Raw genomic sequence first — 16,493 nt, forward strand, 5'->3', positions numbered from 1 at the left:
GATTTTGAATGCAATGTTGATTTAAATGTACATTGTTGAAAGGCTTCAAACCCTGATTCAGGACTAGCCGGTTCAACAATATAGTAAAACAAAAGTCTGGCGAAATATACTTTTCGATTGTTCTGTCCGGCGCGTTGTTTCATTTTGCAACTTTGAGTTTCAACAGATCCGTTCATGATGTATTACAATGTCCACACGCATTATCATCCCCCGGCAACCGACGTGTTGCATATCGAAAACCGGTACAAGGATTTTGCTAGCGACCTGACTGGCCGGAAGGTAAGCATGGGCCTGCATCCCTGGTATCTGGATGCTCAAAATCTGGATGAACAATGGGAGAGTATGGTGGAAAATGCGAAGAAGGCTGAGGTTTTGGCTATCGGCGAATGTGGACTTGATAAAGTAACCAATACCGACTGGCCGCTACAATTGAGCGTTTTTCGGCAACATATTTTGCTGGCGCAGGAACTGGACAAGCCGTTGATCATTCATTGTGTCCGGGCATTTGGCGAAGTGCTGGCGGAGCTCAAAGGGGTGAAAGTTCCGGTTATTTTTCACGGGATTAATAACAAAATAAGTCTTGTACAGCCTGTTACCGATGCGGGACATTACCTTTCTTTTGGGAAATCCCTGCTTAATCCTAAGGATTATATTCTTCATACTTTCAATGCTGCGCCTTTGGACAAGGTTTTATTGGAGACCGATGATTCGGATACCGATATCAGGGAAATTTATAAATCGGCGGCAAGGATTAAAAATTTACCTGAAAAAGAGATTGTTTTGCAGGTTGAAAAAAACTTTTTAAATGTATTTCACTAGAGAATGGAGGATTTTAGCTGGCTGTCCAGAACGGAATTGCTGATTGGAAAAGAAAAACTGGTGAAGCTCAGCAAGGCGCATGTACTGGTGATCGGGTTGGGCGGGGTTGGGTCTTTTGCCGCGGAGTTCATTTGCCGGGGCGGCGTTGGTACCATGACGATCGTCGACGGCGATACCGTAGACCCTACCAACAGGAACAGGCAGCTGCCGGCGCTCGCTACCAATCACGGACAAAGCAAAGCGGATATCATGGCCGAGCGCCTGAAAGCCATTAATCCGGAGTTAAACTTGCACGTAATCAAAACATTCATCAATCCCGATGCAGTGGCTGAAATTCTCTCGGCGGATTCGTATGATTATATCGTCGATGCGATCGACAGTGTCACGCCTAAAATTACTTTTCTGAAAGAAGCCTTTCACCGCAAATTGCGCATAGTCAGTTCCATGGGTGCCGGAGGACGTATGGACCCGACGATGCTGAAAGTAGTGGATATTTCGAAAACCTATAACTGCAATTTCGCTCAGCAGATCAGGAAAAACCTGAAAAAAGAGGGTATTTATAAAGGGATCAAAGCGGTCTTCTCAACCGAAGAACAACTGAAAGAATCGCTGGTGCTGACCGATGGTACCAACTACAAAAAGTCGGCTTACGGTACGATGTCCTATCTTCCCGCTACTTTCGGGGCTGTTTGCTCGTCGGTTGTAATTCGCGATTTGATAGAGCACTAATCACCTCTTCGCTCGAACCAACTCTACTTCCGAAGTAATTTCATCTAACGTTGGAGCTGAAGAGGATTTTGAGCGAAGTTTTTTTAGTACAGATGCGAAACCATTTTTTGGAGTATGCTGAATCTCGATCAGGTTCAGATCGGCCAGATCTTTGAGAAGCCTTGTGGCTTTGGGATTCAATATGTTGATTCGCATCGTGTTCATATTTAACAAAAACGGCCGACCTTCAAAACTATCACCGATCATAACCCGATTCACCTACCCAGCATAATCCATTTAATACTCGTATCATACTCGGTATAATGAACGTACTTGCGATTCTGCATCCATAGCAGGATGTTTTTATCACCCTTCTTTTTGTATCGCGGGATCACCGGCCGGACGTTGTCTAGTTCTGAATTCCGGGTAACGGGCGTGATTTTCCACGTTTTTCCCAAATCCCTTGTTTCACCTTTTGATATCTCGAAAACCTTATTGATCTCGTGTGAAAAGTAAACGACCGAAGGATCGAGCGGGTCAATGGTAAGGCCGCCGGAGTAGTTTTCTTCCCGTTCTTTTTTACCCTCGGGCGTTTGCGGAAACCACTTGCCGGAATCGATCAGGTGGTGATCATTCCATTTTTTGCCGTCATACACAGCATAATAATATTGGTGCTGCTCATTGGTAGGGTAACGTGTATAGGCAATTACCGGTCTTCCTTTTTTATCGACCACAATATCAAATATCCATGCTTTACCGGTCTCGGGCGTAGCTTTATACACCATAGTAGCATCGGAAGGATGGAAAGGCAATTGGCTCATATCAGCAATTTTTGACCCATCAGCCCGCCAGAAAGCATCTTTTTCATAATAACAGTAATAGACAGAATTGAGCGGTTCGGCATTGGGATGCCCGTCGGTGAATATGAGATGGATTTTCGACTTGCCGTCGGAGTAGTACTTTACATACGGCCGGTTATTGGTATTCAGTTCTTTGGAAGTAATGACTACCACCGGATCAGACCAGGTTTTACCGTTGTCGGTGGAAGTGATCAGGTTAGGTTTAAACCCTACCCAGCGTCCGAAGCTGTAAACCTTATTGTTTTCATTGCTGAGCATAAACGGATTGGCATACGTATAAGTCTCTCTTTTGAACTTTTCCAGCAGCTCTGGCGTCTGGGGCTTGAAAACAAGTGAATCCGAAAAAGTGGAGACATCGAGTTGCTGCAAAGTCGTATTTTGAATAACCCCCATACCGTCTTTGCTGCCGCCGTGCCAGGTATATTGGGTCAGAATGCGGTTATCGGGCAGTTCCAGAAAAGCGGGGTTATCATGATCGTCAATTTCCAGTTTGGTATACAACCTTTTTTGCTGCGTTTTCCCTGATTTCAGATCCAGCGAAGCCGCTATGATGTCACCTGATTTTGTAACCCAGCCCGTCACCACAGAACCGTTTTTTTGATGGGTATAAATCGCCCTCGGATCGCTGAACCAGCACCAGGCACCATCGTCGGTAAGTGTATTAGCCGTTTGGGCAGAAAGGGTAGGCGCAATGCCCAGCAAAAAGAGTATAAAAAAGCAGGTTCGCATCGTGGTATTAAAGTTAAAAACCCCCAACATCAGGATTCACGGAAAGCCGCGCCTGATGTTGGGGAATGTATCAATAAGATCAACGGCAGGTTATTCTATCGTTTCCAAAGGGGGCTTATTATTCTGAGCGCCCACATAACCCAGGTTCTGATTGATGCGTCCGAGGGTATTGGCAGTGATAATAGGGTCGCTGATCGGCCATTGAAAGTGGTAAGGCTGTATATTCGGACTTTGTCCAAGCTGCCTCACCTCACCCGACCGGCGATAAAAATCGTTCAGTTTGAAAACCCTGTCATAGAAGAAGTTTTTCTCATGAATATTGGTCAGGCTGTACCCCATTTCGCCACGTTTTGCAAGGATATATGAAACGCGGTTCAGCTCGTTCTGGCGTGGCTGCTCTGCAAAAAGCTCCCTTGCGCTTTCATCAAAAATATAATCGATTGTAACATTGGCGCCGGTGATCGGCGTGGCTTTGGCCCTCGCACGTACCACGTTGATGTCCGCAGCGGCATTGTCCATTTGTCCCAGCCAGTAATAAGCCTCAGCTCTCAGGAGGTAGGTTTCGGCCAGACGGAAAATATACCAGTCGCCATTGCTGCCCAGCGGCTGTCCGGTCTGGTCAGGCTTTTTAGGCGAGTAGGTTTTGTAAAAAGGCATAGGAAAAATACGCGCCCAGTATTCACCGGGAACATCCATATTTTTGGGGTCAAAAGGCTGGCGGTACTGAACGGACGCCGGATTGTTATAAAACAGCTCCTCCCGGTCATACCAGTTGATGTTGGCTCTTCTCAGGTCGGAAGTGGTTTTGTAGTTATAAGTTCCTTCTTCCCAGATGCGGTAGCTATGCCAGTCGCTAAGCGCCACGTCGGGGTTACCACGGCCTAATGAATCATATAACGGACCGCTGTCGATCATGCCGAGTTTCCCTTCGCGGTCTTTGGCGCTCACGCTGTTATAATAGGCACAATGGTACACACGCATCGTAAACAAACCCGCCGAACGTGCCGTTACCGGCGCTTCCCAGCGATCGACAAAAGCAAGGATCGTTTCGGTATTGGCGGCAATGTTTTTGTTATCGGGGCGGTGCAGATCCCAGATCACATTTTTTCTCGGATCGTTCGCATCCTGTCCGAAACGATTGGTCATCAGTTTGTATGGTCCTTCGATCACTTTGGTAGCAGTTGCTACGGCTTTGTCGAACTGAAGATTGGCCAGGTAAATTTTGGTCAGCAAGTGGTTTGCCGCACCTTTGGAAGGAACACCAGCACTTGTCACAACCGGAAGCCACTCGGCCGAAAATTCCGCATCTTTCTGGATCTGGTTTAAAATCGCCCAGCGGCTGTGGGTATTGAAATCCAGTTTTGCACCTTTCAATTCTTCCTTGATAAAAGGAAGATCCCCATAATTCCCGATCAGACGGTAATACCAGTAGGAGCGGTGCCAGAGGGCTTCGCCCAGCACTTTGTTACGGTTTTCCTCGCTGCTCCATTTGATTTCATCAATGCGGCTGATGATCGTATTCGCATTTTTGACCATCTGAAAAATATCATTGATCTGATTTACAAACTGCTGATACTGGTCCGAGTTGGGCGTCAGGGCGCGATAGTCCATTTGCAGCCAGGGAACTCCGGCCTCGGAGGCAGCCCACTGGTGCGCCATGAAGTTCTTTTGCGCCGTTTGCTCACGGGTGAGATCTTTTCGCATCGTTACCAGCAAAGACTGGTACCCACCTTCATTGACGAAAATATTTTCAGGCGTAAAAAACGACTCCGGCCTGGGTTCCAGGAATTTTTCGGAGCAGGAGAACATAAATGCCAGCCCGATACACAGGACCCAGCTTAGTTTCTTTTTGATTTCCATATTGCTATTGGTTGGAATTTTGGATTAAAATCGGTTCGTTACAAAGACACGTTCAGGCCGAATGTGAAAGTTCTTGGCATCGGATCCAGGCTCGGCCTGGTGCGGTCGAGGCTGGTTTCAGGATCCCATCCCGGCCATTTGGTGAAAGTGGCAAGGTTACGAACCGCTGCAAAAACACGTACGCTGTTGAGTTTTGCTATACTTGCAATGGCTGATGGTACATTGTACGAAAGCGACACATCCTGGACACGAAGGAATGAAACAGACTTATAAGGCATGATCCCGCCACCGAAAGGAGCTACGTTGTTGTTGAGCCTCGGAAATTCGTTGTTGCGGTTATCGGGTGTCCAGTATGGATAATTGGCAGTGCTGTTTCTGTCGAATGTCGACCAGCCGGTGACAGATTCAGGGAAATCGCGGATGTGGCCAAGATCTGCACGGAGAAAGATGGACGCCGTGAAATTTTTCAGGAATTCCACTTCGTTGCGGAAGCCCACATTGAATCTCGGCTCGGAATAACCGATGAATTTTTTGTCCTGCAAAGCTTCGTAAGCGCCATTATCGTCCAGGTCAGCGGCCTTCAGGTCACCAGGTTTCAGGTTATAACGTTTGGCCTGTTCCGCCTCTTCAACCTGCCACGTTCCCTGGATATCGTAATTCCATACCACATCAATCGGCTGTCCGATAAACCATCCGTTCGAAAAGTCAGGAACTTCACCCTGCTGCTGCCTTCCTTCGAGGGTATAGCTGCCGGTTTGCCCGAACAAAGTTTTGATCCTGTTTCTGTTCAGCGAGAAATTGACGTTGGATCTCCATGTAATATTGGAGTTACGGACGTTCGTCGAGCCGAGCGTAAATTCAAAACCACGGTTACCCAATGCCCCGATGTTGGTGGTTACATATTCGAATCCGGTAACTCTTGGCAGCGACCGGCGCACCAGCAGGTTGCGGGTGGTGGCGTCGTAAGCGTCCATGGTAACGGTAACTCTGTTCCCGAATAGTCCCAGATCTATACCGGCATTGAGCGATTCCGTTTCTTCCCATTTAAGCGAAGGGTTGGAAAGCGTGGAAGTGAAAACCCCGATCTGGGTTGCAGAGCCGTTATAATACTGGACGGAATTCATCTGAGAGAAAGCGGCGTACGGGCCGATGTCACGGTTACCGTTTTTACCCCAGCTCACCCGGAGTTTCATTTCGTTTATTTTTTCAGATTTAAAAAACTTTTCGTTCGAGATTTTCCAGGCAAACGCCGCTGCGGGGAAAATAGCCCGTGGGTTTTCCTGTCCGAATGCACTGAAACCATCCCTTCTCACGGAAGCAGTAAGAAGGTATTTGTCCATCAACGAATAATTGATCCGTCCCATCAGACCGTCGCCTGAATAACGGAGATCATTACTGGTCAGGGTAGGTTTGCCGCCGAACTGCATACCGTGGTAGCCGAGCACATAGCTTGGGGCAAATGCTTCATTCGTATTGGTTTCGTCCCATGATTTGAAACGCTCGGCGTTGTAAAGAAGGGTCACGTCAAAGCTGTGGATTCCTACTTTCTTGTTCCATTTCAAAAGATTGTCGACCATCCACTCCGACGTGGTTTTGTTCTGGCGGGTCGCGTAGCCTCCGCTGCGGGCGTTGCCTCCCACAAGTGTGAGCGGCGACCAGAAATTAAGGTCACGGAAGGTCTCTATACGCGGTTGGTAAGAAATGCGGTAAGTGATGCCGAGCGGTAATTTCAATTCCGCATAAATCGATGCGAAAACACTGTTCACCACCTTGGAACGGTCTTGTCCGTACGGGTTGATCAACGGGTTTTCCCCTCCCGGATATCCATGGGGAAACCAGGCCATGGTGCCATCGGTATTGTATATACGGGCATAAGGGCTGACGGTGTACAGTCCATTGATGTTGGCAGGAACTGCGCTTTCGTCCCGGTTGGTATATTGTGCATTGATACCCGTATTAAGCCAGTTCGTGACTTTGAAATCCACATTGAGCCTCGACCGGATCGCCGAAAATTTGTCGCCCAGGATAATACCGGTGTTATCCAGATAGCCCAGCGACCAGTAGTACGAAACATTGTCGGTACCTCCGCCTATGCTGAGATCATATTCCTGTCTTTTGCCTTTTTGAAAAAACTCATTGGCCCAATCCACGGGCTGGCCGGCCACATAACTTTCTATTTCAGTTGGGAAAAAATTCAGCCTGGCGAGCCATTCCCGGGTATTATCGGCATTGGGATTGTTGGCTGCGGCTCTCCATTGGTCGAGTGTCACACCTTGCGGAAGCTGGTTTGGGTTGAACCAGTAAAAGTCAGGCTGGGTCTGGCCGAGTGTACGGAAAAAATCCCTGCGGAAGTCCAGGTAACCCTGCGGCCCGCGTGCACCGAAATTTTTGTTGAGTGCCTCGGAAATCCCGAGCTTGGTAGAAAAATTGATCGTCGGCTTTCCTGACTTGCCTTTTGTCGTTGTGATCAGAATGACACCATTCGCGGCCCTGGCACCATAAATCGCCGAGGAGCTGGCATCTTTCAGGATGTCCATCGTTTCGATATCGGAAGAGTTGATATCCCTTAGTTCGCCATTAAAAATCACACCGTCCAGAATGATCATCGGTGAAGTGGCGGCGTTCAGGGAGTTGGAACCCCTGATCTCCATCGAGCTTCCGCCGGCTGCCGAAGTACCCTGGTTAGCCTGAAATCCGGCAACCGTACCAGCCAGCACATCAGTGAGCTGGGTAACCGACTGGCTTTTGAAGGTATTGGCGCTGATCCGTGCCACAGAACCCGTAAGGTCGCTTTTTTTGGCAGTACCGTAGCCCACCACCACGAGTTCGTCCAGCGCTTTCGAGTCTGACTCAAGCTGCACATCCAGGATCGACCGTTCGTTCAGCATCACTTCACTAGGCTTGTAGCCGACATAAGAAAACAGGAGAACCGCCTTTCCGTCTGCCACTTCCAGCGAATATTTTCCTTCGGCGTCGGTCAAGGTTCCCGTCTGGGTCCCTTTGATCATAATGCTTACTCCCGGCAATCCTTCGCCTTTTTCATCGGTAACTTTTCCGGTAACATTGATAGCGGCCCTGGTGCTCACGTGAGTACCAAAACGTGCTGCAGGCCCGGCGTGGGCGAGTATTGGCAAGCAGGCGGCGCCCGTGAGTACCATCGAAAATCCTATCACCTTTCGGATCTGTTTCAGGGATTTGCTGAGGTGGGGCGCAATAGGGTTTAATAAAAGTTGTATTGCCATGTAGGTAAAGTGGTTTGGTTTTAGTGGGAAAAAGAAAGCCTTTCAACGATGCGTACAGATGCATTGCGAAGGGGGATTCTCAGGGTTTATCAGGCAATTGTTTTGGTTAAAAAAGCGGGTTAAAGTTTAGACTATGACAATAAAAAACCATTACGTATTGATGTATACGTTTCGTCTTTGCTATTTTTTCAAACCTAATTTCCGGTTACGTTACCGCGATGAAACTTTAAAATGTGTACGTACCCGTAAATATAAACATCAACTTTTAATATAAAAATGTTATTTCTGTAAATATGGACTTTACTAGAATAAAATTTTTAAGAAAGGAACATTGCAGCAATTTGCTATGGAATAATTTGTGTTTTCCTATCCATATCCTTGTACGCCCAGGCTGCCATGGCGTTGATCACCGTTTCGAGGTCGCGGCCCGCTTCTGTTAAAGTGTAAGTAACATAAGGCGGCACGACCGGCCTGGCTTCGCGTACAAGCAAGTTATCTCCTTCGAGCTGTTTAAGATGTTGGATCAGCATTTTTTCCGTAATGTGCGGCATCGACTTTTTGATCTCGGAATACCGCTTGCTGCCTGCCAGGAGGTGGTAAAGGATAATGGGTTTCCAGTGTCCGCCGATCTTGTTCATCACGTAAGTTACCGGGCATTCCTGCATGACGATCTCCCGGTTGGCATTGTAAGTCGAGCTTTCTTTAATCTTTGTCATGATACATACTTTGGGGTAAGTACTTGCCTAAAAGTAAGTGCAAATATAGCTTTGTACCCAACAAAAACAACTTACAACTATGAAATATATCATCACAGGTTCATTGGGAAATATAAGCTTACCCGTGACCAAAGCATTGACGGGAGCCGGTCATGACGTTACCGTTATCAGCAGCAGCCAGGACAAAAAGGCGGAGATCGAATCGCTGGGCGCACATGCAGCCATAGGTTCGGCCACCGACGCAACGTTTCTGAAAGAAACATTCAAAGACGCCGATGTGGCCTATCTGATGATCCCGAGCAGTTTTTCGATTCCGGATTATGGTAAATTCCAGCAGGAAGTAGCCGACAATTACATTCAGGCTTTGGAGGGAAGCAACATCAAACATGTAGTGTTGCTGAGCAGCGTAGGCGCACATTTGCGGAAAGGGGCGGGGCCGATCGATGCGCTGGGATATCTGGAAGAAAGGTTGCTAACGTTGCCTGGGCTCCATCTGAAATTCCTTCGTCCGTCTTATTTCTTTACCAACCTGTACAGCCTTGCTGGGATGATCAAACATGCCGGTATTGCGGGAAATAATTTTGGGGATACCGACGAAAAACTGGTGCTGGTGCATACAGATGACATCGCAACAGTCGCAATTGAAAACTTGCTGAGCCTTTCGTTTACAGGTAACAGTATAACTTATATAGCAAGTGACGAAGTTCATCCGAATGAAATTGCAACGGTTTTAGGAAATGCAGTTGAAAAGGAAAATACTCCCTGGATCACTTTTTCTGATGAGCAGGCATTGGAAGGAATGTTGGGTGCAGGTCTGAACCAAAGTTTCGCCTCTATGTACCTGGCGATGGGACAGGCAATCCGCAGCGGCAAACTTCAGGAGGATTATTGGAAAAACCGCCCGGAAACGCTGGGGAATTATAAGCTGGAAAACTTCGCGAAGGATTTCGCGGCGGTGTATCAACATAGCTGAGATTAAAAAGCAGAAAGAGCTGGTTCAATGAGAGCCGGCTCTTTGTCGTACTTATTAGATAGGTGTAGTTTTTTCGATGGAAATCGGCACAGGTTCCAACGCAGCTTTCGGTGCAGGTTTTGCGGCAGGCAAGCTCAGCGTGGAAGCCCGGTATTATCTGAAGAGGAATGTCGAATCGTCTTTTATGAATATTGATGCCGATTATACCAAATTTTCGCTCATTCTAGGCTACACGATTTTTTCCAGATAATAGCGGTTATCCCGATAATGGGTAGCTCCTACGGAGCATCCGATTCCCAATACGCGTTTTTTTTCTAGGAATAGGTAGCCCCGCTTGGGCTGCGAGTGAATAGTCCAGAGGGACTACCCATTTGTAACGCTCCTGCGGAGCGTCCCGTGTGGCAACGAGAAGCTCCGTACGAGCGTTACATATTGTGTAGGCTATCGTCCCATTCTTAACCTCGTCTGGGCGCCGCCTTCGGCGTCTTTAAGTTCTACTTTCAGGCCACCGTCTTTTACCACTTTCCGGTCGATCATGAGTGTGATCGGCTGGATTCCCTGCGGTAATGCTGTGGTGATGCTGCCATCTGTTATTTTGAGTGGTTTGCCACCTGCGTAGGCAGTAACTCCGCTTGGGGTATTCAGTGCCAGGGTTACATTTCCTTTTGTAAGTACCTCAATTTCAAATCTTACAACACTGAATTGCTTGGCGCCACTTTCCATTTCGGAGAGTTCGTCAATCGGCAATTCTCCGGATACTTTGCTGTAAACCGGCTGGGCAATGATTTTCTGACCTTTCGCTACGAGGAATGATCCTTCGGACATTTTGGCCGCGGCTTGTTTATCACCTGTGACACTTTCCCAACGTCTTACAAACCGTGTATTCGGAACGCGGAAGTCGCCTGATTCGCCGAGTTTCGTCAGGAATCCGATCAGGTTAATGAATTCGGTCTGGTCGAGGCTGGCGGTGAGGCCAGGAGGCATGAGTGAGCCCGGTACTTTTTCCATTACCTGTACCTGGCTTTTCGCTATAGATACTTCTTTACCCGTTACATCACGGATCACCACTTCGGTAGCGCCGTCGCTGGCCAGGTAACCAAGCATTTCCGAACCGTCTTTTTTCACAACACGTTTCAGGTCATACCCTTCCTTGATGGAAAGGTTAGGGTATAGTATCGAACGGATAATGGTTTCCGCCGGTGAACTGGTACCCAGGCTGCTCAGGTCGGGGCCGATTAATCCGCCTGCACCGCCAATCGCGTGGCAAGTTGTACAACTGGCTTCTGCTCTCCGGAAAATCTGCTCTCCTTTTACAGGATCAGCTTTTTGGCTTACCAGTTTGGCGAGACTGGCAATGTTTTCATCGCTCAAATCCTGCGGCATTTTCTGCGTAGGCAAAGAGCCGCCCGATGCTTCCAATGCTTTTTTCAAGGCAAGTACTTCGTCGAGATTCTGACGTGTCCAGCCGGCGCGTTGCTGTACAAGCTGACGCCCGACTTTCGCAATCGGTGCCGGTATTTTTTTGGCGGCGATGGCTTCGGCCAGGGCTGCTGCACCTGGATTGGTAGGGATAAATGCAAGGAAAAGCTCTGACATATCGGTATCGGCAGGCAAAGTACGCATCAATTCAGATCCTATGCGCGCAGCTTCTCTGGCATCCAGTGAGGCCAACTGAGCGGCCGCAATGACGCGTACTTCGGGCTCATTTTTCGGGCCGGTCATTTCCGTCATGAGTTTCAGCGCCTTCTGCTTGTCGATGGTCGCCAGTGACGCGAGTGCTGCTTTTTTAGTATTGGGGTTTCCGGTCTGGATCAGGGTGGTAAGACGGTCGTTGAGCTGGCCAAGTTTCCACAGGCCTGCAAGTCGGATAGCGCTCAAACTAGCCGGATCTTCTTCATTGGTGATCAGAGAAGCAATACGCTCCGGGTTTTTATCTGGCTGTACATGGCGTTGGCTGGCGGCACTCTCCAAAGCGGAAAGCTGTCCCGCCAGATTTTTATCCTTGTTCTGAACTGCCAGATCCAGCAGCATGTTCAGATCGGCGGTCTGTCCGAGGGCTGAGATGCTGCTCAGTACATCTTTCTGGTATTCGTCGGGAACCTGTCCTTTTTGATAAAGCGCAATTAATAATGAGGCAGCCTGCGGACTCGTAGCTGATTTCAAGGCATAGGCAGTTTTTTTAGCATCACCCAAAAATCCCGGTTCGGATTTCAGTTTTGCCAGCCAGACCGGTTCCAGTTCGCGTACAGTTTGCCATAATGCGAAATCCAGGAATTCGTCCATCTGGGCATCCAATACGTTTAATGCAGTGCGTGCAGCTTCGGCTGTTTTCGTTTTACGTAGCGCGATCACTCCTTCAAGGCGAACCTGTGCATGCTCATCTTTTACCGCTTTGGCCAGCAGCGCTGGAACGTTCCCTATTTTTGGATACCACAATTCCAGCGCACGCAAAGCGGCCGCACGGGCATTATGGCTTTTCGCAGAAAGCAGGTTCAGCAATATCGGCTCATTTACGGTTTCTAAAGTTTGATAAACCCATAATGCTTCGAGCAGATTATGTTCATATCCTGCATCGTTTTTGTCAAGGGCCTGCACCCATTTTTCAAGGGCTGGAATTACTTCTTTGGCGCCTTTCGCTTTCAAAACCTGCTTGGCCTGAAGACGTGTCCATTCCTCCGGAAGTTTCAGGGATTCGAGCAGTTCGCTGGTACTGGCTTTGGCCAGTTGCGGTTTTTTAACGAGCGGACGGTTTTTAGCAACGATACGCCAGATCCGTCCGTGCTGCTGGTCGCGGCGGGGATCGTGAAAATCCACTTCCCCGTGCTGGATGATCGGATTGTACCAGTCTGCAACATATATTGCTCCATCGGGCCCTACATTGATATCCACCGGGCGGAAAGCTACATTATCCGTCCACATCAGGTCATCGGCCTGCTTGGAAGCATAGCCTGCACCTTGTTCTTCAAGTTTGAAACTGTTGATCCGGTTCGCGCGGAAATCGTTGGTGATCATCCGTCCCTGCCATGCATCCGGCAAATGTTTTCCTGATACCACATCCAGACCGCTATGTTTCGGCTGGCCGGGGTTCAGTCCGCGCATAATGCGCGCTGCGCCAGGAGCCGTTACAAAAGTGGCTCCCGGAAATGCGTAGTTGATACCCTCGCCGCCGGCACCATCTGTCAGGAACGATTGTCCCCAGCGGTCAAACTGCAGTCCCCATGGGTTGACCAAACCTTTGGCATATACATCCATGTCGAGGTTACGCGTATTCAATGCCCACACACCGCCACCTTCGAGGCGTTTGATCCCAAAAGGTGTTTCTACGTGACTGTAAATGTAGATAGACTGGTTGAAGTACATCCTTCCCTCCGGCCCCCAGCGGAAAGTATGGATCAAATGGTGGGTATCGCCGGTTCCGAAACCGTTCAGCACGCGGCGTTTTTTGTCCGCTTTGCCGTCGCCGTCGGTGTCGGAAAAATGCAGGATCTCCGTGGAATTGGCTACATATACCCCGCCGTCACCCGGCAAAATACCGGTTGGCTGGATTAATCCTTCGGCAAATACCGTAGACTTGTCTGCCTTGCCGTCGCCGTCTGTATCTTCCAAAACAAATATCTTGTCATTGGCCGATTCGCCGGTTTTCAAATGTGGGTATACCGTGCTGCTGACCACCCACAGACGACCTTCCGCGTCCCAGTTCATCTGGATCGGCTTGGCGACCATCGGATCGGCTGCAAAAAGGGTTACCTCAAATCCCTCGGCAACTTTGAAGGATGCCAGCTCTTTCTGGACATCGGGATCCGGGTCTTCTTTCACCATCTCCGTTTTGGTGGAGGAGGTGGTCAGGAATATGATAGGAAGGAGAATTGCTCCGTATAGTAACTTTGATGCTTTCATAGTTGGCTGTCGGCTGTCGGCTATCGGCATTCGATAGTGGTAGGCCGTTTATAGTAACTGACTAAGTGATGTTCTTTTGTTTTCAGAGAGGGTTGCCGAGGCCGACAGCCCTCATTCCAGCTTTTTCAGCTCATATACTACTTCCTTCGGTTCGCTGTTCAGTATGATCTGTCCTTCCAGCCATTTGATCAGGATATTCTGCTCTTCCAGCCCCTTCACATGACGGCCTTGTTCGTATCTGCGGAAACCGATGATATAAGTCTGGTTGAGCGGGCGGTACTGAAAAAAGTGCAGTTCGTTCTTTTTCAGGATCATGGTGCGTATTTCTTCTGCCTGCGTGAATTGCGGGCCCTGCGTGATAGCAACACCTTTCGCCCATTCGGCAGCGGAGGCAGTTACTACTTCAGCGTTGTCGGCAGTCAGCGAGTAAAATCCTTTTTTCAAACCTGATGCCTTGATGATCTGTGCGTTTTCGGCAATCTGGCCGCTTTTGCGGGGTGCTGGTAGCGGCAGGTATTTTTCGTCAATGATGAATTTTGCAAGTGTTTTTTCCTGTCCTGCCGGTAATATGCGGGCATTGTCCGCCTGCGCACCGGTTTTGGATACAGTAATGGTGGTGGTTTTCGGGCTGGTTTCCAGGCCAAGGGCTTTTTCGAGGATTTTAGCGAGGTAATAATAGCCGGCTTCGTTCAAATGAACGGTATTTTCAATGATCTCCTCTTTCTTCGTGGCGGCCAATATCGGGTTGTAAATGTCGATAAACTGCTTCTTACGCTGCCCGGCTACTTCCGAAATGGCTTTGGAATACAATTCAAGATCAGCGTTGCGCTGACTGATACGCTGGGCGGTGTCGGTAGAAACGACGGGTATGGTGGATAATAAAACCGTTTTGGCACCGAGTTCATCTAGCTTGTCCAGCAATTTGTTCAGCCCTTCTTTGAAATGAGGCAAACCGGCCTGCCCGTCCTGTGCCTCCACTCCTCCGTAACCCAGAAAAACAACCGTCGGCTGGGTTTTGGTAATGTCTTCCATCAGGTGCTCGTAGGGAGTAGGCGGATTGGTGTATGTGCTGCGTCCTTCTCCCCACACATTATCGCCTGTCCAGCCAAGGTTGCGGAAGGTGATGCCTTTGTCGGCGAAGCGGGTGGTAAGGGCCAGTTCGAGATAGCCAAACTGAAAGTCGTTCTCGAAGATCGAATTGCCAAGAAAAACAACGCGGTCACCGTCTTTCAGCGAAAAGCTGCCGGCTCCCTGCGCGCTGACAGTTCCTGCCGATAGGGTAATGAAGAATAATAAAAAGTAACCAAGAGTGGTCAGTGCTCTGATCTTTCTCATGCATTTTGGGTTTAGGTAATTTTGGGAAAAATGGCAGCAAATGTCCGATCTCCGGCGCCACATTTACTGCCATTAATTCCGATTTAAATAAAAGGACAATTATTGAATAAATTAACCTGTGGTGTCGGTTAAAAACAAAATAGCTGTCGGGTTACTCTTTTTTGCATACATTATTTGCTGATTATCAATGTCCTTCGTTAAAGAAAATCGCCAGTCCGTCTTTGCCGGCCACGATAATATCTTTTTTACCCGAGTTCAGCAGGTCGGCGACGGAGAAGAAAATACCTGCACCTTTCCCTTCACCGTACGGTCCGTAGCTGATGAAGTTTTTGGTAAAAGATTCTCCGTTCCATTTGAAATAGTACAGGCCAGACGGATCGTAGGCACCCGGGTCTCCATCGTTGTGGGCCCGGAAACGTTTGCCCGTAACCAGTTCCATTTCTCCGTCGTTATCAATGTCCACCCATTCCATGGTATGGTACTGCGACTGAAAAGGATCGATCGGATGTTTGACGAAAGTGATCGTTTTGCCCGTGCGATTTTGTTCGAACCAATTAAGGCCATAATCATGTCCCTGGCCCACGATCAGATCATTTAATCCATCCTTATTCACATCCGCCACGATAACCGGGACGCTACCGTGGTCGAATTTGAAATCCGGGTGCAGTTTCCAGGGCGTGTTTTTACGGTCTTGCGGCGCTTCGAGCCAGCCGTCGGTGGTAATGAAATCGCCCCGGCCGTCGCCGTTGATATCTCCGAATCCAAGTCCGTGCCCGTGTTTTTCGGCTACTTTGGTACCAATGATCTGTCCGTTCGGTTTGCCAGCCTGGTCTCTTTGCAATGTATAATATACCAAAGGCAGGCTGGGGGTATTGGGCACAATTTCGAGGAACCCGTCACCGTCCACATCCCAGGCGCGCGTCGTTTCAATATTACCGGTCTCGGCCCACTCGTGCTCTTTCCATTCTCCGTTGGTTCCGGGATTTTCCCGCCAGAGCAGTTTTTTATTAAACCACCCGCCGGTAATGTAGTCCATTTTTCCATCCCCGTTCACATCCATGGGTATCGTGGAAAAATCATCGAAATACTCATTCACACGTTTGCCCTGACCGATCAGATGCCGTTTTTTGAATCCAGGGCCTTCATACCAGTAACTTCCCGAAACGATATCAAGTTGTTTGTCACCATTGACATCAAATACTCCCACTGATTCGGCGCTTTCCGAAGCGATCATCTGTTTCCGAAAGGTGAGCTGTTTTAAAGGTTGTGCGATGAGCTCCGTTGACAATATTATCAAGATCAGTGGTGCTGCTAATTTGTTCATTCCCGCGTTTTTAGAGGTTTTTATTTTAGT

The 16,493-nt window shown here is 48.7% G+C and carries 12 protein-coding genes; 4 read left to right on the plus strand and 8 right to left on the minus strand.

Going from position 1 to position 16,493, the window contains the following annotated elements; translation table 11 throughout:
- Nucleotides 1–174: 174 nt before the first annotated feature.
- Both FBF61_RS20080 and FBF61_RS20085 read left to right on the plus strand, forming a co-directional pair.
- On the plus strand, nt 175–819 hold the full coding sequence (locus tag FBF61_RS20080) for a TatD family hydrolase (protein WP_138480658.1): 645 nt from the start codon (nt 175–177) through the stop codon (nt 817–819).
- A gap of 3 nt (nt 820–822) precedes the next feature.
- Nucleotides 823–1,548: a tRNA threonylcarbamoyladenosine dehydratase gene (locus tag FBF61_RS20085; protein ID WP_138480660.1), complete on the plus strand. Its 726-nt coding sequence runs from the start codon at nt 823–825 to the stop codon at nt 1,546–1,548.
- Here the strand turns inward: FBF61_RS20085 and FBF61_RS20090 are convergent, their stop codons facing one another.
- From FBF61_RS20090 to FBF61_RS20110, 5 genes are all read right to left on the minus strand, one after another.
- Nucleotides 1,549–1,752, minus strand: a complete 204-nt coding sequence (locus tag FBF61_RS20090) for a hypothetical protein (RefSeq protein WP_138480662.1) — start codon at nt 1,750–1,752, stop codon at nt 1,549–1,551. It abuts the gene before it with no gap.
- 50 nt (nt 1,753–1,802) lie between these two features.
- Nucleotides 1,803–3,116, minus strand: coding sequence for a BNR-4 repeat-containing protein (locus FBF61_RS20095; RefSeq protein ID WP_166444574.1), 1,314 nt, complete (start codon nt 3,114–3,116; stop codon nt 1,803–1,805).
- Between the two features lie 90 nt (nt 3,117–3,206).
- Nucleotides 3,207–4,976 carry a RagB/SusD family nutrient uptake outer membrane protein gene (locus FBF61_RS20100; RefSeq protein ID WP_138480672.1) on the minus strand — a complete coding sequence of 590 codons (1,770 nt, stop codon included), beginning with the start codon at nt 4,974–4,976 and terminating at the stop codon, nt 3,207–3,209.
- A 38-nt stretch (nt 4,977–5,014) separates the two neighbouring features.
- On the minus strand, nt 5,015–8,218 hold the full coding sequence (locus FBF61_RS20105; protein ID WP_229215141.1) for a SusC/RagA family TonB-linked outer membrane protein: 3,204 nt from the start codon (nt 8,216–8,218) through the stop codon (nt 5,015–5,017).
- A 344-nt stretch (nt 8,219–8,562) separates the two neighbouring features.
- Complete coding sequence (locus FBF61_RS20110; protein ID WP_138480674.1) at nt 8,563–8,934, minus strand: winged helix-turn-helix transcriptional regulator; 372 nt, start codon at nt 8,932–8,934, stop codon at nt 8,563–8,565.
- A gap of 79 nt (nt 8,935–9,013) precedes the next feature.
- Here FBF61_RS20110 and FBF61_RS20115 point away from each other — a divergent pair, with 79 nt between their 5' ends.
- Both FBF61_RS20115 and FBF61_RS34675 read left to right on the plus strand, forming a co-directional pair.
- Entirely contained in the window at nt 9,014–9,907 is an 894-nt protein-coding gene (locus FBF61_RS20115) for an NmrA family NAD(P)-binding protein (protein WP_138480676.1), read from the plus strand.
- A 76-nt stretch (nt 9,908–9,983) separates the two neighbouring features.
- Nucleotides 9,984–10,157, plus strand: a complete 174-nt coding sequence (locus FBF61_RS34675) for a hypothetical protein (RefSeq protein ID WP_166444575.1) — start codon at nt 9,984–9,986, stop codon at nt 10,155–10,157.
- A gap of 191 nt (nt 10,158–10,348) precedes the next feature.
- On the opposite strand, the gene FBF61_RS20120 is transcribed toward FBF61_RS34675, so the two are convergent.
- From FBF61_RS20120 to FBF61_RS20130, 3 genes are all read right to left on the minus strand, one after another.
- On the minus strand, nt 10,349–13,804 hold the full coding sequence (locus FBF61_RS20120) for a PVC-type heme-binding CxxCH protein (protein ID WP_138480678.1): 3,456 nt from the start codon (nt 13,802–13,804) through the stop codon (nt 10,349–10,351).
- A 111-nt stretch (nt 13,805–13,915) separates the two neighbouring features.
- Nucleotides 13,916–15,139, minus strand: a complete 1,224-nt coding sequence (locus tag FBF61_RS20125; protein ID WP_138480680.1) for a GDSL-type esterase/lipase family protein — start codon at nt 15,137–15,139, stop codon at nt 13,916–13,918.
- A 184-nt stretch (nt 15,140–15,323) separates the two neighbouring features.
- Nucleotides 15,324–16,463, minus strand: coding sequence for an FG-GAP repeat domain-containing protein (locus FBF61_RS20130; protein ID WP_138480682.1), 1,140 nt, complete (start codon nt 16,461–16,463; stop codon nt 15,324–15,326).
- Nucleotides 16,464–16,493: the final 30 nt, after the last annotated feature.

This window comes from Dyadobacter bucti, assembly GCF_005869225.1.
GTDB lineage: Bacteria > Bacteroidota > Bacteroidia > Cytophagales > Spirosomataceae > Dyadobacter > Dyadobacter bucti.